Annotated in this window: 27 protein-coding genes; all 27 read left to right on the top strand. The window is 30.8% G+C overall.

Annotation, left to right across the window (positions count from 1 at the left end; genetic code table 11):
- Nucleotides 1–5 precede the first annotated feature (5 nt).
- The 27 genes from ACREVU_RS20940 (at nucleotide 6) to ACREVU_RS20810 (ending at nucleotide 25,652) form a co-directional block, all read left to right on the top strand.
- Nucleotides 6–770: a CheR family methyltransferase gene (locus ACREVU_RS20940; RefSeq protein WP_431553542.1), complete on the top strand. Its 765-nt coding sequence runs from the start codon at nucleotides 6–8 to the stop codon at nucleotides 768–770.
- A gap of 32 nt (nucleotides 771–802) precedes the next feature.
- Complete coding sequence (locus tag ACREVU_RS20935; RefSeq protein ID WP_431553541.1) at nucleotides 803–2,839, top strand: chemotaxis protein CheW; 2,037 nt, start codon at nucleotides 803–805, stop codon at nucleotides 2,837–2,839.
- A gap of 12 nt (nucleotides 2,840–2,851) precedes the next feature.
- Nucleotides 2,852–3,451 (top strand): chemotaxis protein CheC, encoded by a 600-nt coding sequence (locus ACREVU_RS20930; RefSeq protein WP_431553540.1) that lies wholly within the window; start codon nucleotides 2,852–2,854, stop codon nucleotides 3,449–3,451.
- Nucleotides 3,452–3,466: 15 nt separating this feature from the next.
- Entirely contained in the window at nucleotides 3,467–3,826 is a 360-nt protein-coding gene (locus tag ACREVU_RS20925; protein WP_431553539.1) for a response regulator, read from the top strand.
- Nucleotides 3,827–3,838: 12 nt separating this feature from the next.
- On the top strand, nucleotides 3,839–4,240 hold the full coding sequence (locus ACREVU_RS20920) for a chemotaxis protein CheW (RefSeq protein ID WP_431553538.1): 402 nt from the start codon (nucleotides 3,839–3,841) through the stop codon (nucleotides 4,238–4,240).
- Between the two features lie 77 nt (nucleotides 4,241–4,317).
- Nucleotides 4,318–5,313, top strand: a complete 996-nt coding sequence (fliM, locus tag ACREVU_RS20915; RefSeq protein ID WP_431553537.1) for a flagellar motor switch protein FliM — start codon at nucleotides 4,318–4,320, stop codon at nucleotides 5,311–5,313.
- Between the two features lie 49 nt (nucleotides 5,314–5,362).
- The gene (gene fliY, locus ACREVU_RS20910) at nucleotides 5,363–6,499 is read left to right on the top strand and encodes a flagellar motor switch phosphatase FliY (protein WP_431553573.1); all 1,137 of its coding nucleotides are present in this window, start codon (nucleotides 5,363–5,365) and stop codon (nucleotides 6,497–6,499) included.
- A 280-nt stretch (nucleotides 6,500–6,779) separates the two neighbouring features.
- Nucleotides 6,780–7,052 (top strand): flagellar biosynthesis anti-sigma factor FlgM, encoded by a 273-nt coding sequence (flgM, locus tag ACREVU_RS20905; protein WP_431553536.1) that lies wholly within the window; start codon nucleotides 6,780–6,782, stop codon nucleotides 7,050–7,052.
- Between the two features lie 2 nt (nucleotides 7,053–7,054).
- Nucleotides 7,055–7,465 carry a flagellar protein FlgN gene (locus tag ACREVU_RS20900; RefSeq protein ID WP_431553535.1) on the top strand — a complete coding sequence of 137 codons (411 nt, stop codon included), beginning with the start codon at nucleotides 7,055–7,057 and terminating at the stop codon, nucleotides 7,463–7,465.
- A gap of 15 nt (nucleotides 7,466–7,480) precedes the next feature.
- A complete protein-coding gene (gene flgK, locus ACREVU_RS20895) occupies nucleotides 7,481–9,211 on the top strand; it encodes a flagellar hook-associated protein FlgK (RefSeq protein WP_431553534.1) in 1,731 nt (576 codons plus the stop codon).
- Nucleotides 9,212–9,249: 38 nt separating this feature from the next.
- Nucleotides 9,250–10,230 carry a flagellar hook-associated protein FlgL gene (flgL, locus tag ACREVU_RS20890; RefSeq protein WP_431553533.1) on the top strand — a complete coding sequence of 327 codons (981 nt, stop codon included), beginning with the start codon at nucleotides 9,250–9,252 and terminating at the stop codon, nucleotides 10,228–10,230.
- 104 nt (nucleotides 10,231–10,334) lie between these two features.
- Entirely contained in the window at nucleotides 10,335–10,772 is a 438-nt protein-coding gene (gene fliW / locus ACREVU_RS20885; protein ID WP_431553532.1) for a flagellar assembly protein FliW, read from the top strand.
- Between the two features lie 38 nt (nucleotides 10,773–10,810).
- Complete coding sequence (gene csrA, locus ACREVU_RS20880) at nucleotides 10,811–11,026, top strand: carbon storage regulator CsrA (RefSeq protein WP_431553531.1); 216 nt, start codon at nucleotides 10,811–10,813, stop codon at nucleotides 11,024–11,026.
- A 15-nt stretch (nucleotides 11,027–11,041) separates the two neighbouring features.
- Nucleotides 11,042–11,389 carry a flagellar protein FlaG gene (locus ACREVU_RS20875; protein ID WP_431553530.1) on the top strand — a complete coding sequence of 116 codons (348 nt, stop codon included), beginning with the start codon at nucleotides 11,042–11,044 and terminating at the stop codon, nucleotides 11,387–11,389.
- Between the two features lie 51 nt (nucleotides 11,390–11,440).
- Nucleotides 11,441–11,731: a hypothetical protein gene (locus ACREVU_RS20870; protein WP_431553529.1), complete on the top strand. Its 291-nt coding sequence runs from the start codon at nucleotides 11,441–11,443 to the stop codon at nucleotides 11,729–11,731.
- Nucleotides 11,732–11,743: 12 nt separating this feature from the next.
- On the top strand, nucleotides 11,744–12,139 hold the full coding sequence (gene fliS / locus ACREVU_RS20865) for a flagellar export chaperone FliS (protein WP_431553528.1): 396 nt from the start codon (nucleotides 11,744–11,746) through the stop codon (nucleotides 12,137–12,139).
- Between the two features lie 18 nt (nucleotides 12,140–12,157).
- On the top strand, nucleotides 12,158–14,272 hold the full coding sequence (gene fliD, locus ACREVU_RS20860) for a flagellar filament capping protein FliD (protein WP_431553527.1): 2,115 nt from the start codon (nucleotides 12,158–12,160) through the stop codon (nucleotides 14,270–14,272).
- A 30-nt stretch (nucleotides 14,273–14,302) separates the two neighbouring features.
- On the top strand, nucleotides 14,303–14,650 hold the full coding sequence (locus ACREVU_RS20855) for a hypothetical protein (protein WP_431553526.1): 348 nt from the start codon (nucleotides 14,303–14,305) through the stop codon (nucleotides 14,648–14,650).
- Between the two features lie 277 nt (nucleotides 14,651–14,927).
- Nucleotides 14,928–16,553, top strand: coding sequence for a flagellin N-terminal helical domain-containing protein (locus tag ACREVU_RS20850; protein ID WP_431553525.1), 1,626 nt, complete (start codon nucleotides 14,928–14,930; stop codon nucleotides 16,551–16,553).
- Between the two features lie 88 nt (nucleotides 16,554–16,641).
- Nucleotides 16,642–16,971, top strand: a complete 330-nt coding sequence (locus ACREVU_RS20845) for a hypothetical protein (protein WP_431553524.1) — start codon at nucleotides 16,642–16,644, stop codon at nucleotides 16,969–16,971.
- Nucleotides 16,972–17,005: 34 nt separating this feature from the next.
- The gene (locus ACREVU_RS20840; RefSeq protein ID WP_431553523.1) at nucleotides 17,006–17,215 is read left to right on the top strand and encodes a hypothetical protein; all 210 of its coding nucleotides are present in this window, start codon (nucleotides 17,006–17,008) and stop codon (nucleotides 17,213–17,215) included.
- Nucleotides 17,216–17,322: 107 nt separating this feature from the next.
- Entirely contained in the window at nucleotides 17,323–17,562 is a 240-nt protein-coding gene (locus ACREVU_RS20835; RefSeq protein WP_431553522.1) for a hypothetical protein, read from the top strand.
- A gap of 50 nt (nucleotides 17,563–17,612) precedes the next feature.
- On the top strand, nucleotides 17,613–17,792 hold the full coding sequence (locus ACREVU_RS20830) for a YjfB family protein (protein WP_431553521.1): 180 nt from the start codon (nucleotides 17,613–17,615) through the stop codon (nucleotides 17,790–17,792).
- Between the two features lie 341 nt (nucleotides 17,793–18,133).
- Nucleotides 18,134–20,188: a glycosyltransferase gene (locus tag ACREVU_RS20825; protein WP_431553520.1), complete on the top strand. Its 2,055-nt coding sequence runs from the start codon at nucleotides 18,134–18,136 to the stop codon at nucleotides 20,186–20,188.
- A 16-nt stretch (nucleotides 20,189–20,204) separates the two neighbouring features.
- A complete protein-coding gene (locus ACREVU_RS20820; protein WP_431553519.1) occupies nucleotides 20,205–22,292 on the top strand; it encodes a tetratricopeptide repeat-containing glycosyltransferase family 2 protein in 2,088 nt (695 codons plus the stop codon).
- Nucleotides 22,293–22,984: 692 nt separating this feature from the next.
- On the top strand, nucleotides 22,985–25,027 hold the full coding sequence (locus ACREVU_RS20815) for a methyltransferase domain-containing protein (protein WP_431553518.1): 2,043 nt from the start codon (nucleotides 22,985–22,987) through the stop codon (nucleotides 25,025–25,027).
- Nucleotides 25,028–25,490: 463 nt separating this feature from the next.
- Entirely contained in the window at nucleotides 25,491–25,652 is a 162-nt protein-coding gene (locus tag ACREVU_RS20810; protein WP_431553517.1) for a YjfB family protein, read from the top strand.
- The last annotated feature ends 66 nt before the right edge of the window (nucleotides 25,653–25,718 follow it).

Raw genomic sequence — 25,718 nt, 5'->3', positions numbered from 1 at the left:
AGCTAATGGATTTAATAGATTTTCAACATTGGGTTTTAAAAGAGTATAAAATAGATTTAGCAGCTTATAAATCCAATCAGTTACATAGACGAATTTTAAGTCTAATGTCAAGAGTTGGAGTGAGTTCAGTCGAGGAGTACATTAAGTTACTTAAGAGTGATCCTCTTCAAAAACAAAAATTTTTAGATTTTATAACCATAAATGTAACAGAGTTTTTTAGAAATCCTGAAATATTTCAGGAACTTTCAAACAAAATCAAATCTGAGCTGAATTATAACTCCGGGCTTAAAATTTGGAGCGCAGCTTGCTCCGTTGGTGCTGAACCTTATTCTTTAGCTATGATTGTAGATGATTTGAGTTCAAGAGGCAATCATAAAATTGTGGCCACGGATATAGACAGTACAATACTTCAAAAGGCGAAAAATGGTGAATATGTTTATTCGGAAATTAAAAATGTATCAAAGCAATTTCTGAGCAAATACTTTACAGTTAAAGGTGATAAATACTATGTTAATTCTGGAATTAAGAAAATAGTGGAATTCAAGAAACATGATCTTATTTTAGATAATTATGAAAGTAATTTTGATTTAATAGTTTGTCGAAATGTAGTTATTTATTTCAATGCGGATGTTAAGGATAAAATATACAAAAAATTTAGTGAGTCTCTAAAAAAAGGCGGTTTGCTTTTTGTTGGGGCCACCGAAAGTATATATAATTATAAAGAGTATGGATTTGAAAAGGCATCTACATTTATATATAAAAAAGTATAATTGAAGGTACTATTTAAAGGGGAGGGGAAAAAATGGATACATCACAATATATGTCAATGTTCTTAGAAGAATCTATGGAAAATTTACAGACATTGAATGAAGCACTTCTTATATTAGAACAAGAACCAGAAAATATGGATAAGTTAAACGAAATATTTAGGGTAGCTCATACAATAAAAGGTATGGCTGCAACTATGGGCTTTAGTCAAATGGCTGAATTAACACATAAAATGGAAGATGTTCTATCTAAATTTAGAGAGGGCAAACTTAAGGTAACAGAAAAAGTGGTAACTGTTTTATTTACATGTCTAGATACCTTAGAAAAAATGGTGAATAATATTTCAGAGGGGAATCAAGAAGAACTTCCAATTGAACATATAATAGCGGACCTACATTCCATAGCAGAAGGGCATGGTACTCTTGAAGACAAGGAAAAAGAGGCTGCTGTGACTACAGATAGTACGTGTAATCACATTGAGCGAATTACACTTAATGAATATGATTTAGATGTTGTTAAGCAAGCTAAAGAAAAAATGTACAATGTCTATGAAATAAAGATTCTACTAAGTGAAAATACTCTGCTTAAGGCAGCGAGAGCATTCCTGATTTTTAAAAGCTTAGAGGATTATGGTGAAATAATAAAATCATTACCAGGTGCTGAGGACTTAGAAAATGAGAACTTTGAATTTGAAATTAATTTAATTTACATTACTAATAAGCTAAAGGAAGAAGTTAATGATATTTTGCTTAATATTTCTGAAGTAGAAAAAGTAATCGTATATGATGTAGAAATTAACAAGGGCAAGGAGGAATTCTCTGATAACCCAGGAGATTTTAAAACAATAGAACAATCTCCAGAAATTGCTAGTGAAGTAGTAAAAAATGTGGCTACCCCAGAAAGTAAAAGTAAGGGCAAGAAGGAAGCCGTAGTTCATAAAAAAGCTCATCAATCTGTGAGAGTTGAACTTGATAGATTAGACAAATTTATGAATATGGTTTCAGAACTTGTAATCCATAGAACAAGACTTGAGCAGATAAGCAGTGTTCATAAATTAACTGATTTAAATGAAACATTAGAACAAGTAGCAAGGGCTACCTCAGAGCTGCAAGATTTAGTTATGAAGATTAGAATGCTACCCCTGGAAACAGTATTTAATAGATTTCCAAGGATGATAAGAGATTTATCAAAAGACCTTGGAAAAGAGATGGAGCTCCAAATACAAGGACAAGACACAGAACTTGATAGGACAGTTATCGATGAAATAGGTGAACCGCTATTACATTTGCTTCGTAATGCGGCAGATCATGGTATCGAATCTTCTGAGAAAAGAATTGCTAAAGGTAAAAATCCTATTGGCACAATTAAACTTATAGCTTATGCTGAAGGTACTAAAGCTATTATAAAAGTTATAGACGACGGAGCTGGGCTAGATGTTGATAGAATAAAGGCTAAAGCAAATAAAGTTGGTATAAATACAGAAGGAATGTCAGAAGCAGATATAAAGAATTTAATATTTGCACAAGGCTTTAGCACTAATGAAGAGGTAACAGATATTTCTGGACGTGGAGTAGGCATGGATGTTGTTAAAACTAAAATTGCGGCTCTTGGTGGAACTGTAGATGCAATAAGTGAAATTGACAAAGGTACATCATTTATTATAAGATTACCATTGACACTACAAATTATTCAAGCGCTACTAGTAAAAATTGGTGATGAAACTATGGCAATCTCTCTTGGTTACATTGATAGAGTAATAGATTATAAGGATGAGCTGATTAAGAAAACTAATAATAAAGAAGTTATTGTTTACAATGATAGTGTCATTCCATTAGTAAGGGTAAACAAGAAATTGCAACTAGAAACTAGTGACAGCAAAAAGAGATATATTGTTATTGTAAAAGTTGGAGAAAAAACAGTAGGGCTTTTAGTAGATTCACTCCTGGGACAGCAAGAAATTGTAATAAAATCTCTAGGAAAAACATTGCAAGGATTAAAAGAATATATAGGAGCAACTATTTTAGGAGATGGATTAGTTACATTGATACTAGATGTTGCTGCTTTAGTATAAGGAGGATATAATATGGATTATTCTGAGCTTAGTGCTATGCAGTTAGATGTGCTACAAGAAGTTGGTAATATTGGTGCAGGAAATGCAGCTACATCCTTATCGGAGCTACTTAATGAAAAAGTAGATATGGCAGTACCATCAGTAAATATTATTCCTTTTGATGATATTTTTTCTGAAATAGGAGTTGAAGAAGTAGTAATTGGTGTAATTGTAAGAGTCCTTGGAGATATCCCAGGAAATATATTGTTTACATTTGAAAAGGAAGCTGCACTAAAAATCATATCCAGATTAATGGGCGAAAAGCAAGAACAGATAACGGAGATTGGAAGTTCAGCACTATGTGAAATAGGAAATATTATTTCTAGCTCTTACATGAATGCTATATCAAAACTTACGAATCTTATACTTTTACCATCTGTACCAGCTGTTGCATTAGATATGATGGGGGCAATACTATCAACTACTTTTATTGAATCAGGTCAATTTGATGAGTATGTACTTGATTTAGAAACACAGTTTTTACAAGAAAATCAAAAGGTAAGTGGGCATTTTTATTATATACCAATGCCTGGATCGCTCGAAAAAATACTAAATTCATTAGGTGTAAATTAATTGGAGGTAATATAAATGGCTAAAGTACTAATTGTTGATGACGCAGCATTTATGCGAATGATGATAAAAGATATATTGGAGAAAAACGGGTTTGAAGTTGTAGGGGAAGCAAGCAATGGAATAAAGGCTGTGGAACTATATAAAGTAGAAAAACCAGATGTTGTTACTATGGATATTACCATGCCTGATATGGATGGAATTGAAGCTGTAAAAGCAATTAAAGCTTTTGATCCTGCTGCAAAAATAATTATGTGTAGCGCTATGGGTCAACAGAGCATGGTTATGGACGCAATAAGAGCTGGCGCAAGAGATTTTATTGTTAAGCCATTTCAAGCAGATAGGGTACTTGAAGCAATAAAAAAAGTTGTAGGCTAGGAGGGGAATATTATGCAAGTAGTAGTATTTAAAGTTAATGAAGAACAATTTGCAGTGGAAACAGCTAAAGTTCAAAGCATTAATGATATGATGGAGATAACAAAGGTACCGAAGTCTCCAGATTACATAAAAGGTTTAATAAATCTAAGAGGTAATATAATTTCCCTTTTAGATATAAATCTCCTTTTAGATATTGAAAAAGGTGAAGGTAGTCAAGAAAATATTATTATACTAAACCTGGGCGATGAATCTGTTGGTGTAACTGTAGACCAAGTTGATGAAGTATTAGAAATTGATGAAAAACAAATTGAAAAAATTGAAACTGACAGGAAAAAAACCTATATTAAAGGGGTAATAAACTTTAATGATAGGATAATTACGTTAATTGATATTAGTAAACTTATCGAAAGGTAAGAACTTACCGAGAGGTAGGGGTATACCAATAAAGATAAATATTGTTTATATTTTATACAGAGAAATGAGGTAGGAATATGGCAGAAGTATTATCACAAAGTGAAATAGATTCACTTTTATCTGCCCTTTCTTCTGGGGAAATAGAACCAGATCAGCTCCCGGGTGAAGAGGAAAAACATAAAATTAAATTATATGATTTTAGAAGCCCTCAAAAATTCTCAAAAGATCATCTGAGAACGCTTGAGCTAATTCACGACAATTACGGAAGGATAATATCAAGTTATTTATCAGCACAGCTAAGAACTAATGTGAAGGTTAAAATTGAAAGCATTCAACAAATTACCTATGAGGAATTTATTCATTCAATACCTAACCCCACTATCTTAACTATATTTAAAATGCCACCACTAAGTGGGTCTATATTATTTGAGACTAATCCTCAGTTCTCATTTCAAGTAATTGATATACTACTTGGAGGAATGGGTACTAGAAAGGTTAAACTCAAAGAGTTTTCTGATATAGATAAAAATATAATAAGAAATGTTAATGCAGGGCTTATAGCTAATTTGAAACTTGCTTGGGAAGATGTTTTAGATGTGGAACCGGAAATTGAAACATTAGAAACAAATCCCGCACTTAACCAATCACTAGCGCCAAATGAACCAGTTGCACTAATTACTTTTTCGGTAGAAATGGGTAATAACAGTACATTTATAAATATTTGTATACCTTATTTAAGCATTGAAAAGGTATTAGATAAACTAGTGGTTCAATATTGGTTTAGAGAAAATGATGAAGAAATTGTAAATGACTCTAGAAACAGATTAAAGGATAGGTTGAATATAGTAAGTGTTCCAATGACAGGAGTGCTAGGAACAACTAATATTACTGTAAATGAATTTCTACAATTAACGGAGGGAGACGTAATTACATTGGATAATGCAAGTGACAGCCCAGTTAAACTATTTGTAGAGGGACAATTATGTTATACAGGTATTCCTGGTACTATAGGTAAAAACAAAGGAATTCAGATATTAGATATAATAGATAAGGATGTGGAAAATTATGAGTAACGGCTTTCTTTCACAAGAAGAAATCGACGCTCTCTTAAATGGAAGTGATATGAGCCCTACGGAAGACGTGAGCTCTAAGCCTATAGAACAATTTGAACTTTCAGAAATTGAGAGAGATTTGTTAGGTGAAGTTGGAAATATTTCTATGGGATCAGCATCAACCGCTCTTTCTACTATAGTAGGCCAACCGGTAAATATAGCAACACCGGTAGTAACAGTCACTACACTTAAAGAGTTAAGAGGTAATTATGAGCTTCCTAATATTGCATTAGACGTTAAGTTTACAAGTGGTATTGCAGGGGGAAATCTTTTAGTAATGAAGACTTCTGATGCTGCAGTTATTGCAAGCCTCATGATGGGTGGAGATGGAAAACTAGAAGGTGCAGCTGCACTTTCAGAAATTGAAATTAGTGCTGTTTCAGAAGCTATGAATCAGATGATTGGATCTGCTGCAACTTCTATGGCAACAATGTTTGCTAGAGAAGTAAATATTTCTCCACCCCAGTCTAAAATATGGGATGATACTACCTCACCTTTAAGTGATAGTATAGATGACGACGAACAGGTTGTTCAGGTTGCTTTTAAAATTGCTATTGGTGATTTAGTTGATAGTGTTATAATGCAAGTACTTCCTATTAAGACAGCCAAAAAAATAGTAGACATCATGATGGGTACAGAAGAGCCTCTAGAAGTTCCAAAAGAAACTATCCCAGAAACCATGGCGGTAGAGCCTAAACAAGAACCAGTGGTGCCAAAACAAGAACCGGTGGCTCAAAAGGTATCAGCGAAGCAGGAAGCAGCTTATACCAGTGCAAAAGCTGAGCCGGAGTATCGTGCAAAACCTATTGAAAGGGAAGAGCCACAAGTGGAAGTTAGGCAAGCAGCATTTAAACCATTAACAAATGCCCCTGTTTATAATTCTCCTAGGAATATTGACTTAATATTAGATGTTCCATTAGAAATTTCCGTTGTACTTGGAAAAACTAAAAAGAACATTCGTGATATTTTGAATTTAGGAACAGGCTCCTTAATAGAGCTGGATAAGCTAGCAGAAGAACCAGTGGATATATTAGTAAACGGCAAAAAAGTAGCCTACGGTGAAGTAGTAGTTGTAGATGAAAATTTTGGAGTTAGAATTACTAGTATAATTAGTGGAGAAGAAAGAGTTAAGGCATTAGTAGAGTAGTAAAAATTACATATCAAATAAATGGGGATAAAGAAAATTTATTCCTTTTTATTTTTTTGAGATAAAAAATGAACATGCCTTTTGAAGTTTTCTGAGTAAATTAAATCACATTGAAACAAATATATATGCAAATAAATATATTTAGTAAACAAATTATTAATATGGAGTAATAACTAAATCTAGTATAAACTTTGAGAAAGTATATACGATAATATAAATAGATAGAACAATCAAGAACGGATTATAGGATTAATTTATAAAAAGGTAGGAGTGATTAAGATTGAAAATAGATGGAGTAAAGAATAATGTGGTTAACTTTTATAAAAAGAATACACCTAAAACAGAATCAAAGGTGACTGAACAAAAAAAAGATACTATAGAATTATCAACAGCGGGAAAAAGCTTAAGTGCTTTAGCATTAGATAGTAAATCAGTTAATTCTAAAGAAAAAATAGAAGCTATTAGAAATCAGGTAAATCAAGGTACTTACAAGATGGATTCTAAATTAACGGCTACTAGAATGATGGATATTATGAAAGGGAGAGATATTTAGTTATGATACAAAAACTAAATGAAGTTATTTTCCAGGAAACAGAGGCAGTGCGAACCCTTTTATTAGAACTTGATGAGCAACATAGATGCATAATAGCGGGTGATATCTTTGGAATGGAAGCTTGTGTTGGAAAAATTAAAGAAGCTAATAAAAACATAGCGCATATGGAAGTTGAGAGGCGCAGACTTACTGAAAACAGAGCCATGACAGAGATAATTGAAGAAGCACATGATGTACAACTTGAAAGCAATTACAATAAAATTAAACGGTTATTACAAGAAGTAGTACTTCAGAAGGATACAAACGAGTTACTTATAAAACAAGGTCTTAGTTTTACAAATAGGATATTAAATGTATTAAATCCGGCACGTGAGTCAACAACTTACAATGCATATGGTAAAGTAAAAAAATAGTATGGGGTGAAAGAAATGGCAGGATTATTTTCAACTTTTAATGTAGCAACAAGAGGAATGAGCGCCCAACAAAAGGCATTAGATGTTACAAGTCACAATATAGCTAATGCTAATACTGAAGGATATTCAAGGCAAAGAGCCACTATGGAGACTACAAGGCCATTTGGTATGCCTAGTATGAGTAATGCTACAGGGGTGGGTCAATTAGGTACTGGTGTACAAATTTCCTCTATAACGAGAATTAGGGATACCTATTTAGATTACCAGGTAAGAACAGAAAATGGTACTATGGGATTATACGAGGGACGAGAGAAATTTTTATCAGAGGTTCAAAGTATTTTTAATGAAGTTAGTGAAACAGGTCTATCAAGTATGCTGAGTGAAGTATTTAAGTCTTGGTCATCACTTTCCACAAGTCCTGAAAGTTCAAATACAAGAACTGTAGTGGCACAAAAATCTAAAGCACTAACGGATCAACTAAATAGTACATACAACCTGTTAACAAAATTAAAAGTCAACTGCAATGAGGTTATTCAGAAGGATGTAGTTGATATAAATGGTATGCTTGATCAGATAAATGAATTGAATCAACAGGTTAGGGCCGTAAAAATCGGAGGAAATGAGCCTAATGATTTAATGGATAAGAGAGATTTATTGGTGGACCAGCTGAGCACGAAATTTGGTATTACTATAGATAAGAAGGCATTAGGGGGAGAAGATTTAAAGGCTACTGACAATATTGGGGGAACGGACCCTAGTGAAGATTTTTACTTTGTAAAAAGTGATTCAAAGGATGACGTAAGCAGATTTTCTTATGTGAGTGAGATTAATAAGAAAACAGATGGAACTTATGATGTTATTTATTACAAAAATGGCGATATATCAACAGATAATAATAAAAAAACTATAAATATGACATTAACAAGTGAGGAATATAAAAAGTTAGATCAAGGCAGAGTGCTTTGGGCAGATAAGGATGGAAATGCTATTAAAGCAGATGGTACACCAATTGAAACTGGTGATATGTTTGCTGATTTAAAATTATTTGCTCCAAAAACGGGAGAAATACAAGGGTATATGTCTGTACAAGAGGATATAGATAAATATATAGGAGATTTAAACAATTTGGCAAAGGGCATTGCTTTTTCTATAAATGCAGTGCATAGCGGCAAAGATAATGCAACAGATGATACACTTATGTTTTTTATGAACAGTAGTGATAAAACATCTAAGGGGGAAGCTGAAATTACAGCAGGTAATATTTCAGTAAATGAAGATATTCTTAAGAATGTTATGCTTATAAAGGTCGGTGCGGGTGATAATCCAGGACCTACTGATGGAAATAGAGCATTAGCTATTTCACAGCTTCGTGATATTAAGCTAGGAATTCAAGGCATAGATGACACTACTACCAGGAATACATTTTTGAAAGATAAATTTGCTCCTGATGCTACTTTGGGGGTTGATACGATTAGTTCATCAGCAAGTGGAATGACCATTAGTGGATATTTTACAGATATCATTACTAGACTAGCCGATCAGACCCAATACGCAAAAAAAACTGTGACCAACCATACAACACTACTTGCAGGGTTGAACGAATCAAGAACTTCTATATCTGGTGTGTCACTCGATGAGGAAATGGCTAATATGATTCAGTTTCAACATGCTTATCAAGCTAATGCAAAGATAATTTCAACTGTTGATGAACTTCTAGATCTTGTTATAAATGGTTTGAAGAAATAAAAAATAAAATCTATATTTAATAATTAAGGGGTGAAGATATGAGAGTAACCAATCAAATGTTATCAAATAATTTTTTAAGAGATATGAGAACGAATTTAAATAATCTGAGCACAATACAAACCCAAATGTCAACTGGTAAACAAATAAATAAGCCTTCAGATGATCCTGCTAAAGCTTCTAAAATAATGCAAATGTACACGGAGATGGATGCAAATAAACAATATAATAGCAACATAAAAAACACAGCAAATTGGCTTGATGTTACAGATACAACATTAGATAATGTAGGGAAAGTAATTGGAAGGATTGATGAACTTTTAGTATCTACGGGAGGTGCTGCTACTGATGTTAATTCAAGAAAAGCAATTAAGGATGAAATAAATCAAAGAGTTGAAGAACTTTCACAACTACTAAATACAAGTTTTGATGGTAAGTACATATTTGGGGGCACAAACGGAGCAAGTAAGCCTACTGGTGCAGCTAAATATACTGACCCAACTAAAAATGTAGAGGACATAGAATTGAGTTTGACAGCCACTACTGACCCTGAGAAAACACAGTCTGAATCTAAACTGTTAGTAGAAGTATCTCAAGGAGTAACTATGGATTATAACATAACAGCATCACAAGTTATAAACTATGGAGCAGTAGATCCTACTGATCCTGAGAGTCCCAAAGATCTTATGGAATTATTGGGTAATATTACAACCCATCTTAATTCTACAGATCCAACTGTTACTAAAAATTTGACTAGTGCAGACCTCGCAGGAATTCAAAAAGCTATGAGCAATGTATTAAAGTTACGTTCAGAAGTTGGTGCTAAGCAAAATAGAATGGAAAGTGCTGAAACTATAAATTCAGATCAGAACCTAAATATGACAGAAATTCTGACGGCTACTGAGGATATAGATATTACAGAAAAAGCAATGGAATATGCTACTATGCAAACAATTTACATGGCATCTCTTCAAACTAGTGCTAAGGTACTTCAACCTTCATTACTTGATTATCTAAGATAAAATAAATTTATGGTTGAAGATTGGAAGTAGAAAACTAAAAATTCAGGGCGAAAAGTTATAAAACAAGAGAAAAATGATTTTTACTAAAGGAGTTGATTTATGATATGGAGCTAGTTACTAAGTATCATGGAGTTAGAGAATACAGTAATGAAGATATCATCGTATTTAAAAAAGGGTTACCGGGATTTAAAGAATTAAAAAGCTTTATTATTTTCCCCTTAGAAAGTAATGAAGTTTTTAGTATATTACATTCAATTGAGGCTAATGAGGTTGGTTTAGTGTTGGTATCTCCGTATACCGTGGCTTCTGATTATGAATTTAAAATACCAGACCCTGATATAAAAGAATTACAAATAGCTAAACCCGAACAAGTATTAGTATTAACTACGGTAACACTAGATTCAAATATTGAGAATATGACTACTAATTTAAAAGCTCCCATCATTATTAATATAAAAGAGAGATTAGGGGAACAATTAATATTGGATAATGATAAGTATAAAATAAAACAACCTCTATTTAAAAGAAATGACAATTCATAATTGTTATTCATGCCAGAGAGAAGCAAGGGGATGTATAAATGTTAGTAATAGGTAGAAAAAAAGGTGAATCCCTGTTAATAGGTGACGATATAGAAATAACTATAGTTAAAATTGAAAATGGCTCCGTAAAAATTGCAATAAATGCACCTAGAGAAATTAGCATTTTAAGATCAGAACTTTATAAAGAAGTGACGGACGAAAATCAAAAAGCTATTATTTTTGATGCATCTGTATTAGAAAAGTTAAAAAAATAAATTTGGAGGGAAAGAATGGAAATCAGAGGTGTTAGTGGGAATAATTCCATGGATTTTGGTAAGACTCATATGGCTTCAGAAAAAGTTGATGTTTCAAAGTTTACTGAAAGCAATAATTCACTAAGTGAAAAAGATAAGGGTGAAAAACAAATTAAAAGTGCAGTAAGTAAAATAAATAAATTGTTAGAGGGGGAAGGTACCCACCTACAATATGAAAAGCATGATGTGCTAAATCAAATGATTGTAAGAGTAATTGATAACAATACTAATGAAGTTATAAATGAAATCCCAAATAAAAAAATACTAGATATGGTAGTTAAAATGTGTGAAATGGCTGGTGTTTTAGTAGATAAAAAGGCTTAAGTTTTAAGAGAAAAATTCGTAACCCACTAGGATAAAGATGGGAGGAGTATTATGGAATTTAAATTAAATAAAATAGATGTTGAAATACGAAAACGCGTAAAAGATACAACTAGGTCTGGTATAATTCACAGAAAAAACGAAATAACCGTAAATAAAGATAGAAATCCCAGAGATAACTCAAGCTCTTACGAAGAATTTAAGTACAAGCTTTCAAAATATAAGAAACATCATAAAATAACAGTAGGAGCATATAAAAATAATCAATATGAGGTAGAGGTTTTTAAAGAAGCATTAGAAAAAGAACAAAAGATAATGGGAAATTTTATAGACACTAAAAAGTAGGGGTGAAATAATATGGCAATGAATGCTTATGGAAATGCATTTAATACTTATAAAAGTAATAGTATAAATTTTGCATCAAAAGATCAATTACTTTTGATGTTAGTAGATGGGGCTGCAAAGTTTTCAAAAATAGGTAGACAAGCCATTTTAGATAAAGATGTGAAAAAGGCTCATGAAAATATTGTAAAAACTCAGAATATATTTTATGAATTAATGGCGACCATGGATGTGTCAAAAGGCGGACAATGGGTAGAAAGTTTAATGCAGGTTTATGAATTTATAGTGAGAAGGCTTGCTGATGCTAATATTAAGAAAAGTGAAGAAATTATGAATGAGGTAATCCCACTGATTGAAGATGTTAGGGATACTTGGAATGAGGCTTATAAGAAGTCTAAAGGTGGAAAATAAAATAGGGGATGATTATATATGGCAAGTATTTATCCAAGTAGCAATAGTACTAGTAGTACTTCAAGTGCTAATTTAATGAGAATATCCGGTATGGCATCTGGTATTGATACAGATGCATTAGTTAAATCTATGGTTTCAAACTATCAATCTAAGATAGATAAAGCAAATGCAGCAAAGCAGACAGTACAGTGGCAGCAAGAAGGGTATAGGGAAATTATTAAAGGTGTGAAGGGATTACAGGATTATTTTGATCCAATTTCAAGTAAAAATATGTTCTCTGAAAATTCTTTGAATGTTAATACAGCTGTAAGTGAGGATGCTTCTATAGTATCGGCAACTTCAGGGGCAGCCGCTAAGGCTGGAACTTATAAGGTACACGTACAGCATTTGGCAGAACAAGCTAAAATAGAGGGTAAATCACAGAATTCATTGGTATCAGTATCTAATTTAGCCGACTGGACTGGGAAGACATTATCCGTTGATGTTGGTACAAGTAAAGTTGATTTAGCTAATTTAGTGGGAACTACTACTGTAGATTTAGTTGCTGATATAAATAGTAAAATAGCAGCATCCGATTTAAATGGTAAAATTACAGCATCCTATGTTAAAGAAGTTACTGGAGGAGTTACTAAAGAATATATTAAGTTTGCAAAATCTGCGGCTACAACTGATAGTATTACATTGCGTCAAACTGGCGATAATGTTGATAATAGGACTGGTAGTACTGTTATTGGCATATCTAATGATTTAACTATTAATAGCGGAATATCGTCATCTTCAAAATTATCAGATTTGGGACTTCCAAGTAGCATTAGTTTTTCTTTGTCCTACAATGCAGCTACAAATACAAAGCCTATAATCATAACTGCAAGTAATACATCAACTATTAAGGATCTAATGGACAATGTTAATAGTTCAACTGGTGGAGCAGTTACAATGAGCATAGATGATACTACTGGGAAAATTTCATTTAAATCAAAAGATTATGGCTCTGCATCTAATTTTAAGATAATGGAGACTGGGGCAATAGGTGCAACGGATGGTATGATAGCAAAATTAGGATTGCCTGGAGAAGTGTCAGTAGATGCAGCAGGAGTTACAACAAAAACAATAACAAAAACAGGTATAGATGCTATAGTAGAAATTACGGAACCAGGGCAGTCAACAGTTACAACTACTCAAAGCTCAAATAAATTTACAACTAATGGTGTTACCTATAATCTTGTTGGGGTTAATAAAGCAGGTGCAACTTCAAATGTAACTGTAACAGCAAATTCAGATACAGTTGTTAGTAATATGAAAAAATTTATTGAGGATTATAATGCAATAGTATCAACGATTAATACAAAATTAACAGAAAAGAAAGATAAGAACTATGTTCCATTAACTGATGACCAAAGAACAAGTATGAGTGAGACCCAAATTAAAACATGGGAAGCTAAAGCAAAGGTTGGGATACTTAGAAAAGATGATTATCTAAGTAGTTTGTTAACACAGCTTAGAGGAACACTTTATTCACCTGTATATAATAGCTATGATAAAACAAATACTAGCAATGGAAAAATTGCCTTAAATTTTGGTAGTTATGGTGCTAGTGCTATAGGGATAGAAACATCAAAGGATATTCTTGATGGTGGTAAGCTTGTGCTTATTGATGAATCAAAATTAAAGAGTGCTATTGAAAATAACATGGGTGACTTCAGAAAATTATTTATGGGAGCTTCTAGTAGTGATTTAGAGCTAATAGAAGATCCTATAGGTTCAGCAAAACGTAAAGAACCTTATATAGGTTCGAAAAAATATAATGAAGATAGCATATTCAAGAGAATGGACAACATATTGAGAGATTATGTTGCAGCTCCTGCAATAGGTAAAGATGGTACTTACAGCTTGAGCGGATATATGAATATATTCGTAAATAAGCAGTATGATTTTAGTACTACAGGTACTGCTAGTAAAAATACGTTACCTGACCAAGTATATGGTAAGACATTAAGTGTTAAAAAATTACAAGCTCAACTTTCGGCTGCTTCAACTAGGTATTATGCCAAATTTACTGCACTAGAAAAAGCCATGAATAAGTTAAATTCACAACAGAGTTCACTTGCATCTATGCTTGGAACAAGCTCCTAAGTGTAATTGATAATTTTCAATTAAAATAAAGTGGGTGATAAATTGAACTTAGAGGAAAATTTTATTAAATACAAGAACATTACTTTGACTATTATTCAAATAGTTAAAGTAGAGGAATATGAGAAGCTAGATGAAATTTTTCAGCAAAGACAATTAATTTTAGATGATATGAATAAAATTAATTATTCAAATGAAGAACTGAAAGAGTTTTATTTGCAATATGAAATAGAGGATTTAGAAAAAATACTAACTACTGAAATGAAAGTTAGGAAAGTTGATTTATTGAAAAAAATAAAGCAAAATGAAAAAAGGCAAGTAGGAATGGCTGGGTATAATAATATATCAGCAAAAGCGGTATTTTTGAGTAAAGAAATTTAGTGAAAGAAAAAAATTTAAAAACTATAAAGTGTATAATGTATTTCACGATATATATAGTAGCAAGAAAATAACTAAACCAGATTTTAAATTAAAATCAAAAATATTTTAAAAAGACTATAAAGTTTATAAATATACTTACGATATAAATAATAGAATTTAAAATTTAAACAAACCAATAGTCCAATAACAAATTAGTTAGTATGGCTCAACGAGCTTAACTATAGATAACAAATAGAGGACAAGGATGTCCTACTAAAAACTCAAGGAGGAATTTATAATGATAATTAATCACAATTTAGGGGCAATGAATGCAAACAGAAACATGGGTATCAATGCAGGGGCTGCAAACAAGTCAATGCAAAAACTTTCTTCAGGTCTTAGAATTAACAGTGCAGCAGATGATGCAGCAGGACTAGCTATATCTGAAAAAATGAGAGGCCAAATCAGAGGACTTGACCAAGCTGGAGCTAATGCTCAAGATGGTATATCAATGATTCAAACAGCTGAGGGTGGGCTTAGTGAAACTCATAGCATTCTTCAAAGAATGAGAGAGTTATCTAATCAATCAGCTAATGGAACAAACACTGAAGGAGATAGATCTTCAATACAAGATGAAATGAACCAACTTACTTCAGAAGTAAATAGAATAGGTAACACAACTGAATTTAATACACAAAAAGTATTAAATGGCGGAATGAATACTACTTCAGGAGATAAAATTACAAGTGCTACTACTGCTAAATTTACATTATCTACATTAACATCATCTACATTAACAGCAGCAGCTAAACTAACTGTTGATGGAATAACTTTTAGCTTTACTGGAGTTAAAGTTACAGGAACAGCTACGGACGCTGATGCTTTAGGAGCAGTTACTGCAGGTGGAAAGAAATTATCAGATTTGGTTGACATTAAATTTAGTGGTACTTCAATGACGATAACTGCAAAATCAGCAGGAACTTCAAGCACACTTAAAGGAGTAGGTGTATTGGCTGGAACTTCAACAGGAGATCCAACTACGATTGAAAGAACAGGACTTCAAGGTTCATTAAGCCTTACAAATGCTGATACTACTATAAAGGCTAATTCTTCATTTAAAGTTGCAATAGGCACAGGTAGTGCTGTAAATGTTACATTGAATCCAGGAGCACTAGATAAAACTTATGACACTAAAAATGACGATGTTAATGTGGCAAATGCAGCTCTTCAAGATTTAGCAAAGGATATAAATTCATCATTACAAGCAGCAGGATTAAGTGGAGATGTATCAGCTTCAATTTCAAAAGACAATAAAATCCAATTTATATCAGCAAGTGGTAAAGATTTAACACTTGCAGAAGGAACAAATTCACCTATAGCTACTTTAACGACTACACTACCAACAGCTAATGGCAATTTACAACAAGTTGTAGGCTCAGGAGCTCAAGGTAGTGGATTTAATACAACATTCCAAATCGGAGCAAATAAAGGTCAATCTATGGCATTAAATATTAATGACATGAGATCCGCAGCACTTAAGATAACTGGGAATGCAGGTCAATCAGGATTTACTAAAACAAATGGTGTAACTGATGGTACAACGGATGTTAAACAAGAATCAGCATTGAATCTTATGACAAAAGAGGATGCTACTAAATCACTTGAAACTTTAGACAAAGCTATAGCTTCTGTTTCATCAGAAAGAGGTAAGCTTGGTGCTATGCAAAACAGATTAGAGCATACAATATCAAATCTTGGAACATCAAGTGAAAACCTAACATCAGCAGAATCAAGAATTAGAGACGTTGATATGGCTAAAGAAATGTCAACATTCTCAAAGAATAACATTCTTAATCAAGCTGCTCAAGCTATGCTTGCTCAAGCTAATCAACAACCACAACAAGTTCTTGCATTATTAAGATAATTGAAGAACTTATAAAATAAAATCAATAACTGAGGGTCAGAAGAATTTTCTTCTGGCTCTCTTTTAAAATATAGAGAAGAAGGTTGATATGAAAATGGCCTGCTGTGATTTTGAGATTATGTGCATCGATAAAAAAAATCAAACAAAAAATCAAACAATAATTACTATAGGAACTGAAGATTATGTAGCTTGTTACGGAGAGGAAGTTTTTCATTTAAGTGATTATCCTAAAAGAGATATAGACAAAGAGGTGAAAAAGCTTAAAAAAGAATTTATTGAAGAAGTAATTAAGAATAAGTTCGAAGACGAAAATATTAAATTAGAGTATGATATTGATTTTATTATGGAAGGATTAGATGAAACTGTAAGTGAAGAGGAAGATGGAGCAGACATTTATCCGAATGATTTAGATGAATAATGAGTGTTGAAAATTAACCAAAGGAGGTAATATAATGGGTAAGTTTCAAGAACGAAGTCAGCAAATATACGATAATTTGATTGAAAGATTGGATGAAGAAGGCTATAACATTTCAACATCTGGAAATAATGAAATAGTTGATCTTATTAATGATGAACAGTTGGAAAATAATGAGGAGTTTGAGAATCTAGTAAAGGAGTCCAAAGAAAAAATAAGCTTTATGAGAAGTCAAAAGTCAAAATAAACCTGATGGATTTCAACGATAGGTTAGCAAGATGTACATTTGGTCCACCAAGTACTACATAGGTAAAAATATTGGGAAGTATTAAAAAGAATAACAAATGAGCATCGGTGGCTGGAATAATAGCTATTGATGCTCATTTGGTAAGCAAGTTCAGTTGTCCATTATTTGGAATGCTACCTGATAGCAAGGTGTACCTAGGTGGTATAAATTTTGGAAAATGTATAAAAAAATATAAAATTAAAAGAGGTGTTCCAATCTTTAATGGCGAACGTGTAGGTATAATGGATATAGTGACAGAGATTGTCCGCTTTATTTCCAAACTATGTATGGAGTCAGACCTTGAATGAAAATAGAACATGTATTTAAAATAAATCATTAAAATAGGGGGGGGATAACTATGGACATAGGAGTGCTATCAATGACAATGAGTCAATCAAGAGTGCAACAATCAGCTGGAATAGCAGTAATGAAGATTGCAATGGACACAGGTAAGGAAAATGCCACTACTATAACAGAAATGGTAAAGAATATTGCAGTGGAACCTAATGTAGGGCAGAATTTGGACGTAAGGGCATAGGAATAAAGGAAAGAAGAAGTGAAGATGAAAAAGTATTGAAATGAGATTAGTTGCTAAAGAAATATCAAACTTCTCAAAGGATGATATTCTTAATCAAGATTGTTCAAGCTAACCAACAACCACAACAAGTTCTTGCACTATTGAGATAATTGAAGAACTTATAAAAGTAATATTAAGGAGTCAGGGTGAAAATTCTGGCTTTTTTTATATTATAAATTTTGTTGCTTTTGTAGATTCTATTTAAGTAATTCCATGTTTTTTTAGTATTAGTATTAAGATTTTGCTGAAATACACGATAATATATAGTAATGTTGTATAAATGTGTTGAAAGGATGAATTATATGAAGGTAAGTATATGTATGATGGTAAAAAATGAAGAAAAATATTTAGACAAATGCTTAACATATCTTCAGAAATTTATGAAGAGTGTTGACTCTGAATTAATTATTGTAGATACTGGCTCAGAAGATAGTACTGTAGATATAGCAAAAAAATATACAGATAAAGTTTACTTTCATAAATGGAATAATAATTTTTCGGATATGAGAAATATAACTATAAACTATGCAAGTGGTGAATGGATATTTATAATTGATGCAGATGAGATGCTTGTGAAATATGGGGACATATTAAAATTTATAAATAGTGAATATGATAAAAAGTATAACACCGTATTTATAACAGTGAAAAATATAACAGGCAGTAAAGAGGGGGATTATTCTACTTTTTCTTCTCCAAGGATATTTAAAAATGATGGTATTTTTAAATATGAAGGGGCAGTACATAATAATCCTGTATTTAAGAAACCATATGCTAATGTTGATGTGTTAATTGAACATTATGGTTATATATTCACTGATAAAGAGTTTACTGAGAAAAAGTTTCAAAGGACTGCTACTATTTTAAAAAGTGAATTAGAAAAACAACCTGAAAATATTTACTATTGGTATCAATTATCGGTAAGTTATAGTATTCATGGTGAAGAACAAGAAGCACTTAATTGTGCACTTAATGCTTTTAAGCTTATGGAGAAAGACACATCAAAAAAGCAACGTAAAGATTATCTATATGTATATACACAGCTATCACTATGTTATTTGAAAATTCAAAATTTCAATATGGTCGAATATGTTTGTAATAAAGCAGTAGAGGAAGGTAATAAGCATATTGATATTTATTATCTATTAGGTAAAAGTCAAATGCTTATGAAAAAAAACAATATGGCAATAGAATCATATGAAAAATATTTAATTGAATTAGATAATTACCAGCCTAAGAAAAGTGTAGCAGTTCAAGTATATTTTCATGGTAAAAAGCAATATGTGTATTTTGATATGTTTATACTATATAAAAGAAGTGGTGTGCTTGAAAAAGCCCTAGAGTATTTTAGCAAGATTAAAGACGAGGGTATACTTAATCATGAAGAAGCTATAGAGGAGAACATAAATTTATATTTAAATAGTAATGATTATAACGGGTTGAGTCAATTTTATAATAGTATTGTAAAAAAATATGGAAATAAAGACTTGTTTATTTTACATTTAGAAAAGTATACAGGTGATAATAAAATTGATAACAACAAAATAAAGAATATTTTAGACGAAGAAAATTCATACACTGATTTATTGAATTTTAGAGTGAAAATTGAAAATAATAGTGTTGAATTATTAAAAGATGGCTATGAGTTTGATCGTATGTTAGATTTGGATTTTAATGAATTATATTATTTTTATGGGGATATTTTATATTACTACATGAAAAACTCTTTGGATAATTCTATAAAACTCTTGAAAAACATAAATGAATCTAAGCTTATTGTCTTTTTTCAATACTTAGATGGTAAATATGTTGATTTCCAACATAACTTGTCTGAAATATTATATTTTAATGTTGAACAAGATTTAAAATGTATATGTTTAAAAAAGAGTATTGCCAAATATTTAATTAATGTTACCAAGTTTGAAGATGAAAAATATAAAAAGTTATTTAAGACTTATGTTGAGTGTGGTATTAAATATATGTTTTCTATTTATGATGATGAGTTTTTGAGAAGTGAGCAAATCTATTTTCTGAAAGATGAAGAAGAAGCTTTTTTCAAATATATTTACACCGCTAACTTATTTAAAAGTTCAGATGAAAAAGCTTATTTAAAATATTTGAACAAAGCCTTAAATATAGATCCATATATGCATAGGGGTATTAAATTTTTACTAGAAGAATTTCAGGAAATTAAAGATAGTAAGGAATTGGAAAACTACAAAAAGCAGGTTATAGAAAACATAAACGGTTTTATTAGTGAAAATAAAATAGATGAGGCAAAAGAACTTGTAAACCAATATGAAAGTATAATATGCAACGATCCTGAGATTGAAAGTATAAAAGCTATGTTTATGTAAAATGGAGGAGAAGAGTATGCAGATATCAATATGTATGATGGTAAAAGATGAGGAAAAAAATATTAGAAGGTGTTTAGATAGTATATTACCTATATTGCAGAATACAGATTCAGAATTAATTATTGTAGATACAGATTCCAAGGATCATACTGTAGAAATCATAAAAGAATATACCCAAAATATATTTTTTCATGAATGGGAAAATGATTTTTCAAAAATGAGAAACAAGTCTATAAGTTATGCAAAAGGCGAATGGATTTTAATACTAGATGCAGATGAAGAAATTGTGGATTGTGATCATATTATTGAATTTTTAAAGGCAACTAATTGTAAAGATTTCAATACAGGTATTGTAGATGTTAAGAATATATACAATTTAGAAAAAGATTCTCAATATGCAGTACTTAAATCACCAAGAGTATTTAAAAATGATGGTGAGTTTCATTATGAAGGGATTGTTCATAATAACCCACTATTTAAAGAACCTACAATTGATTTAGAATTAACTATAGTTCATTATGGGTATGTACAAGAAAATAAAGAGGTTGCAGATAAAAAATTTATAAGAACAAGTATTTTGCTAAAAAACGCATTAGAAAAAGATTGTGAAAATATATATTATTTATTTCAGCTTTCGGTAACCTATAGAAGTCATAAAGATTATGAACAAGCTTATGATCAAGCAAAAAAAGCATATAAGCTTCTTGAAAGTTGCAAAGAAAAAAAGAAATATAAATATGTATTTTATCAGATGGCATTATGTTATATGGACTTTAAAGAAGATCAGTCTTCGAAAGAGGTTTGTATTGAAGGGTTGAAAGTAGATGGACAATATATTGATTTAATGTTTTATTTGGCAAAAAACCAAGGTTTATGTGGAGAATATGAAGAATCCATAGAGTCTTATAAAAAATACATAAAATTGTGCCAAGATTACAATAACATGAAAATAAATTCAGATGTAAGTTTAGGTATGTATACTTTAGGAGAAAAAGAACAAGCAGTACAGGATATAGTAAAACTATATTATAAACATGGGAAATTTGATGAAGTTTTACAATTTGCTTCTCAGATAGAAAATGAAAAATATATAGTGAATATTATGGAACTTATAATTGTAGCTAGTATAAAAACAAATAAGTTGAAGTTTCTTAAAAGTTTTTATGAAGAAAAGGTTCTAGGAGATAATATGAAAGAAGAAAAATTCTTCCTAATATTAGAGAGCTATGGCAGTGATAATATTTATGAGTTTTTTTCTAATTATGATAATGATTATTCAAAGTTATATTTGTTGAGGCATAAATGCATTCAAAATGATGATGGTTTACAAGAGGTAATTGATAATATAATATTTAAAAGAGATTTTAATAGTCTAGATAATTTCTTTGGGGATATTATTTATTATAAACTTAAATATTGTAAATCTATGTCAAATATATTATTGAATGTATGGGATAAAAATATAGACAGGTATTTAGAATATACTTTAAAGAAATATGAAGACTTTACTGAGATTACTGTAGAATATATAAAATATTTTGCTGATAATTTAAACTTAAGTAATTTAAGATTAAATAAAATTTTGTGTAGATATGTTCTTTTAATGGATAAATTAGATGATGTAGATTATGAAAATATATTTAAAAAATATATCAATATTGGAGTTAAATTTATTGAGAAGATCTATAATAAGGAATTAATAAAAGAGGGAGATTTTATTAATTTTAAAAACCAAGAGGAACAGTTTCTTTTTTATATAAATATTGCTTTGAAAAATAAAAACGTGAAAAAAACATATATAGAATATTTAAGAAAGGCTCTTACTGCATATCCTTACATGAAAAAGGGAATAGAAATACTTTTGGAAGATATAAAAAATGAAGCAAATCAGGTAAGTGATGAATTAGAGCTGTATAAAGTTCAAGTTAAAAATACAATAAAGCAGTTGATAGAAGTTGGAGATATTGAAAATGCAAGGATTATAATTGTGGAATATGAAAAAATTGTTAAAGATGATATCGAGATTGTTTTATTTAAGTCAGAAATTATGTTAAAGCAGATGCAGAGTAAGTCTCAAGGAATTAAACAAAAATATAATATATAAGTATAATTTGGTGTATTATTAATAATAGTGAAATTTTCTAAGGAAAGGATTGACTTAAATGTGTACTGAAATAAAGACATTGCAGCGGTTAATTGTGTTAACTATAGAGTTAAATAAATAATATGCTGAAGGTTAAGTTTTGTTTAGGGGAGAAGATAAAAATTATGTAGAGATGAATTTGATAAATTAGTATCTTCGTTTACAAAAATAAATCCAATGATAAATCACAGCAGAGTTGCTAGAACGTTTATTGATATTTGTTCGCTTTTATATTCTCAATATTATACTATACTATACTAAATAACAATTCCTGTAATAGGCATTATTATGCTCAATTTCCGGTACAATGTATTAGAAAAAAATATTCACGTTCTGCAATGTTTTTGGATGTAACTACGGATATTTCAGTTGCATTAAAAATGGTACAGTATATAAAATACCTAATTATTTAATAGATGGATATTTTGATGGTTTGTTAAAGAGTGGGGAAGATATTGTTGATTTATTTCCTCAACATGATTTGGTATTGGAGTGGGTAAATAACAGGAGAAATGAAAGACAATTTTCAGTAAACAATTCTATTTTGGGCGAAAGTAATCTAGGGATAAGTATATATAACTACTTTTGGGATAGCGATAGGTTATATTGCCCTACTAATGTTAGAAATTCATAATAATTAAGGACGTGATAAAGTGGCTAATGAAATTGAATTAATGAAGAAACAGATAAGAGATAATATACAGTTGCTTATTGATGACAATAAATTAGATGAATCAATGAGTTTAATTGATGAATATTGTAAAATAAATTCAGAAGATATAGAAATATATTCTATGAGAGCTGTTATTTACATAATGCAAGGAAATATGAATGCTGCAAAGAAAGTGCTAAAAGAAGGACTAGCTATTGACGGTGAAAACTTTGATTTAAACTATAACTTAGGGTATCTATATGAGCAAGCGGAAAAATTTAATAGGGCAGTTAAACACTATGAAAAGGCTTTAGAAAATTGTAAGGATGAAAATATAAAAACAGAGATAACTACTGTTGTTGAAAAAATAACATCTGAACATGACATTGTTTCAGTAGAAGATAAAAAGAAGATAGTTTTCTTTGTAAAGCAAGGGATGGATAGTTTTCTTGGAGATATAATAAATGGACTGTCGGATGAATATGAAACAAAGAAAATAATTGTAATAGATTATAAGCAGATAGATGCGGGGATGCAATGGGCGGATATATGTTGGTTTGAGTGGTGTGACGAACTTGTGGCTTATGGAAGCAAGCATAGATTAGCAGGGGAAAAGAAGATAATATGTAGATTGCATAGATATGAAGCATTTACAAATCATATAGAAAATGTTAAATGGGAAAATATAGATAAGGTTATTTTTGTTTCTGAACATATAAGAGATATAGTTATTAATAAAACTAATTTACCTTATGATAAGGGTGAAATAGTTTATAATGGCATAAATTTAAGTAAGTTTAAATTTTATGAAAGAAAAAAAGGATTTAATTTAGCATGGATTGGTTATTTAAATCTTAGGAAAAATCCTATGCTTGTTATTCAATATTTTAATGAATTAGTTAAAATGGATAAAAGATATAAATTGTTTATTGCAGGTTCTTTTCAAGATGATACACTTTATTACTATCTAAAAGATATTATTAGTAAATTGAATATAAACAATAATATACAGTTTGATGGGTTTATTCCTAATGATAATATGAGTGATTGGCTAAAAGATAAGAATTATATTGTAACCGGAAGTATTGCTGAGGGACATCCAGTTGGTGTTATGGAAGCAATGGCAAGTGGATTAAAACCAGTTATTCACTATTTTCCTGGTTGTGAAAAGTTTTATCCTAAACAATATATTTATAAACAACTTTCTGACTTTATTAAGATTATAAATGAGAAAGAATACAATTCAAAGGAATATTCTAACTATATTAAAAATAAGTATTCACAATCGAAACAGATTAATAAAATATTTGATATTTTTTCCGAAATAGCTGGAGAAAGTGTTAAATATCATAAAAATAATAATGCCGAATATGTACAAAAAGAAATAAAGAGTGATGTTAAAGATTCACATGTTATTGAATACTACAATAATTTCTTAAGTTATTTAAAAAGAGATAGGGAAAATGAAAATCCAAGGCATACTTACCTAAAAAACAGGCTGAAAGAGATTGTAAAAAAAGAGGATAAGGTCTTAGATTTAGGCTGTGGTATTGGGATTACAACTGAGTATATAAGCACATTGGGAGTAAACAAAGTCATAGGAGTAGATTTATCACCTGAACTTATAAATCATGCAAAAAAAACAGTTAAAGATATTGAATTTATAGTGCATGATATAACTAATTTTTATATTAATGAAAAGTTTGATGTTATATCATTATGTGATGTTATTGAGCATGTACCTAGAGAAAAATATAATAGTCTTTTTGAGGTTATAAAAAATCATCTCAAAGTTGATGGAACTGTATTTATCTCTATTCCTGATAATGAATATCAAAATTTTGTAAGAATATATAGACCAGAATTATTACAAATAATTGATAACAGTATTTCTTATGTAGAAATTGAAGAGTTGTGCAATAATTCCGAATTGAAAATAAGGTTTTTTAATAGTTACGGAGTATTTTTATCAAATCAGTATAATGAGTATGTTTTGTGTAATAAAAGCAATTATGTGTCAATGTGGAATTCACTAAAAAAATAGATTATATGAATGGGTGGTATTTATGAAATGTGTCGTTTGTGATGAAAATAATTTTCAAGTCATTTTTAAAAAGGTTAAGTAGCAACCAATAAACGTATTCGCTACACTCAGAGCAAGTTCGTCGGCAAACCTCCTCACTAGAAGCGAGTTCGTCGGCAGACCTCCTCACTAGGGTGCCAGGCACTTGTAAAAAAATGTATACAAAAGACTTTGAGGAAAATAGCAAGGATCTGCCTTTCAGTAGCAAGGCATCCCGTTGGTCCGCCAAGTACCCCAGGGGTGTAGAATTTGGTAAAACAATTTAAAAATTTCAAGTAATTCTTAAAATGATATTATATAAATAATTTTAATTAAAGTAATTTGGAGGGTATTGTTATGATAAGTAGCAAGCTCAGGCAAGCCTTCACAAGTACCCCAGGGGTGTAAAATTTGGAAATTAAAAGAGCGAAGAGGATGCGATTAAATGGACATAGTGGCACTGTCAATGATAATGAGTCAATCGAAAGTTCAACAAACAGCTGGCATAGCGGTAATGAAAATGGCAATGGATACTGGAAAAGAAACTGGAGCAAGTTCGTCGGCAAACCTCCTCACTAGGGTGACAGGCACTTGTAAAAGAATGTAAAAATAAAAGTATTAAAATAGTAAAGCCTGTCAATAATATAAATAATAAAAATTGACTGGAGAATTT

Origin of the sequence: Clostridium sp. (assembly GCF_050717535.1) — a bacterium.
Classification (GTDB): domain Bacteria; phylum Bacillota; class Clostridia; order Clostridiales; family Clostridiaceae; genus Clostridium_AD.
The sequence above is the reverse complement of the archived record's forward strand: the minus strand, read 5'-3'. Positions and strand labels throughout refer to the sequence as shown.

Excerpts from the sequence above, each read along its gene's own strand:
- fliW (WP_431553532.1), top strand. The coding sequence starts at position 10,335 with ATGGAGCTAGTTACTAAGTATCATGGAGTTAGAGAATACAGTAATGAA.
- fliM (WP_431553537.1), top strand. The coding sequence starts at position 4,318 with ATGGCAGAAGTATTATCACAAAGTGAAATAGATTCACTTTTATCTGCC.
- flgK (WP_431553534.1), top strand. The coding sequence starts at position 7,481 with ATGGCAGGATTATTTTCAACTTTTAATGTAGCAACAAGAGGAATGAGC.
- ACREVU_RS20925 (WP_431553539.1), top strand. The coding sequence starts at position 3,467 with ATGGCTAAAGTACTAATTGTTGATGACGCAGCATTTATGCGAATGATG.
- fliD (WP_431553527.1), top strand. The coding sequence starts at position 12,158 with ATGGCAAGTATTTATCCAAGTAGCAATAGTACTAGTAGTACTTCAAGT.
- ACREVU_RS20810 (WP_431553517.1), top strand. The coding sequence starts at position 25,491 with ATGGACATAGTGGCACTGTCAATGATAATGAGTCAATCGAAAGTTCAA.
- ACREVU_RS20930 (WP_431553540.1), top strand. The coding sequence starts at position 2,852 with ATGGATTATTCTGAGCTTAGTGCTATGCAGTTAGATGTGCTACAAGAA.
- ACREVU_RS20920 (WP_431553538.1), top strand. The coding sequence starts at position 3,839 with ATGCAAGTAGTAGTATTTAAAGTTAATGAAGAACAATTTGCAGTGGAA.
- ACREVU_RS20900 (WP_431553535.1), top strand. The coding sequence starts at position 7,055 with ATGATACAAAAACTAAATGAAGTTATTTTCCAGGAAACAGAGGCAGTG.
- ACREVU_RS20850 (WP_431553525.1), top strand. The coding sequence starts at position 14,928 with ATGATAATTAATCACAATTTAGGGGCAATGAATGCAAACAGAAACATG.
- ACREVU_RS20830 (WP_431553521.1), top strand. The coding sequence starts at position 17,613 with ATGGACATAGGAGTGCTATCAATGACAATGAGTCAATCAAGAGTGCAA.
- fliS (WP_431553528.1), top strand. The coding sequence starts at position 11,744 with ATGGCAATGAATGCTTATGGAAATGCATTTAATACTTATAAAAGTAAT.
- fliY (WP_431553573.1), top strand. The coding sequence starts at position 5,363 with ATGAGCCCTACGGAAGACGTGAGCTCTAAGCCTATAGAACAATTTGAA.
- ACREVU_RS20845 (WP_431553524.1), top strand. The coding sequence starts at position 16,642 with ATGAAAATGGCCTGCTGTGATTTTGAGATTATGTGCATCGATAAAAAA.
- csrA (WP_431553531.1), top strand. The coding sequence starts at position 10,811 with ATGTTAGTAATAGGTAGAAAAAAAGGTGAATCCCTGTTAATAGGTGAC.
- ACREVU_RS20940 (WP_431553542.1), top strand. The coding sequence starts at position 6 with ATGGATTTAATAGATTTTCAACATTGGGTTTTAAAAGAGTATAAAATA.
- flgL (WP_431553533.1), top strand. The coding sequence starts at position 9,250 with ATGAGAGTAACCAATCAAATGTTATCAAATAATTTTTTAAGAGATATG.
- ACREVU_RS20870 (WP_431553529.1), top strand. The coding sequence starts at position 11,441 with ATGGAATTTAAATTAAATAAAATAGATGTTGAAATACGAAAACGCGTA.
- ACREVU_RS20875 (WP_431553530.1), top strand. The coding sequence starts at position 11,042 with ATGGAAATCAGAGGTGTTAGTGGGAATAATTCCATGGATTTTGGTAAG.
- ACREVU_RS20840 (WP_431553523.1), top strand. The coding sequence starts at position 17,006 with ATGGGTAAGTTTCAAGAACGAAGTCAGCAAATATACGATAATTTGATT.
- ACREVU_RS20935 (WP_431553541.1), top strand. The coding sequence starts at position 803 with ATGGATACATCACAATATATGTCAATGTTCTTAGAAGAATCTATGGAA.
- ACREVU_RS20820 (WP_431553519.1), top strand. The coding sequence starts at position 20,205 with ATGCAGATATCAATATGTATGATGGTAAAAGATGAGGAAAAAAATATT.
- ACREVU_RS20825 (WP_431553520.1), top strand. The coding sequence starts at position 18,134 with ATGAAGGTAAGTATATGTATGATGGTAAAAAATGAAGAAAAATATTTA.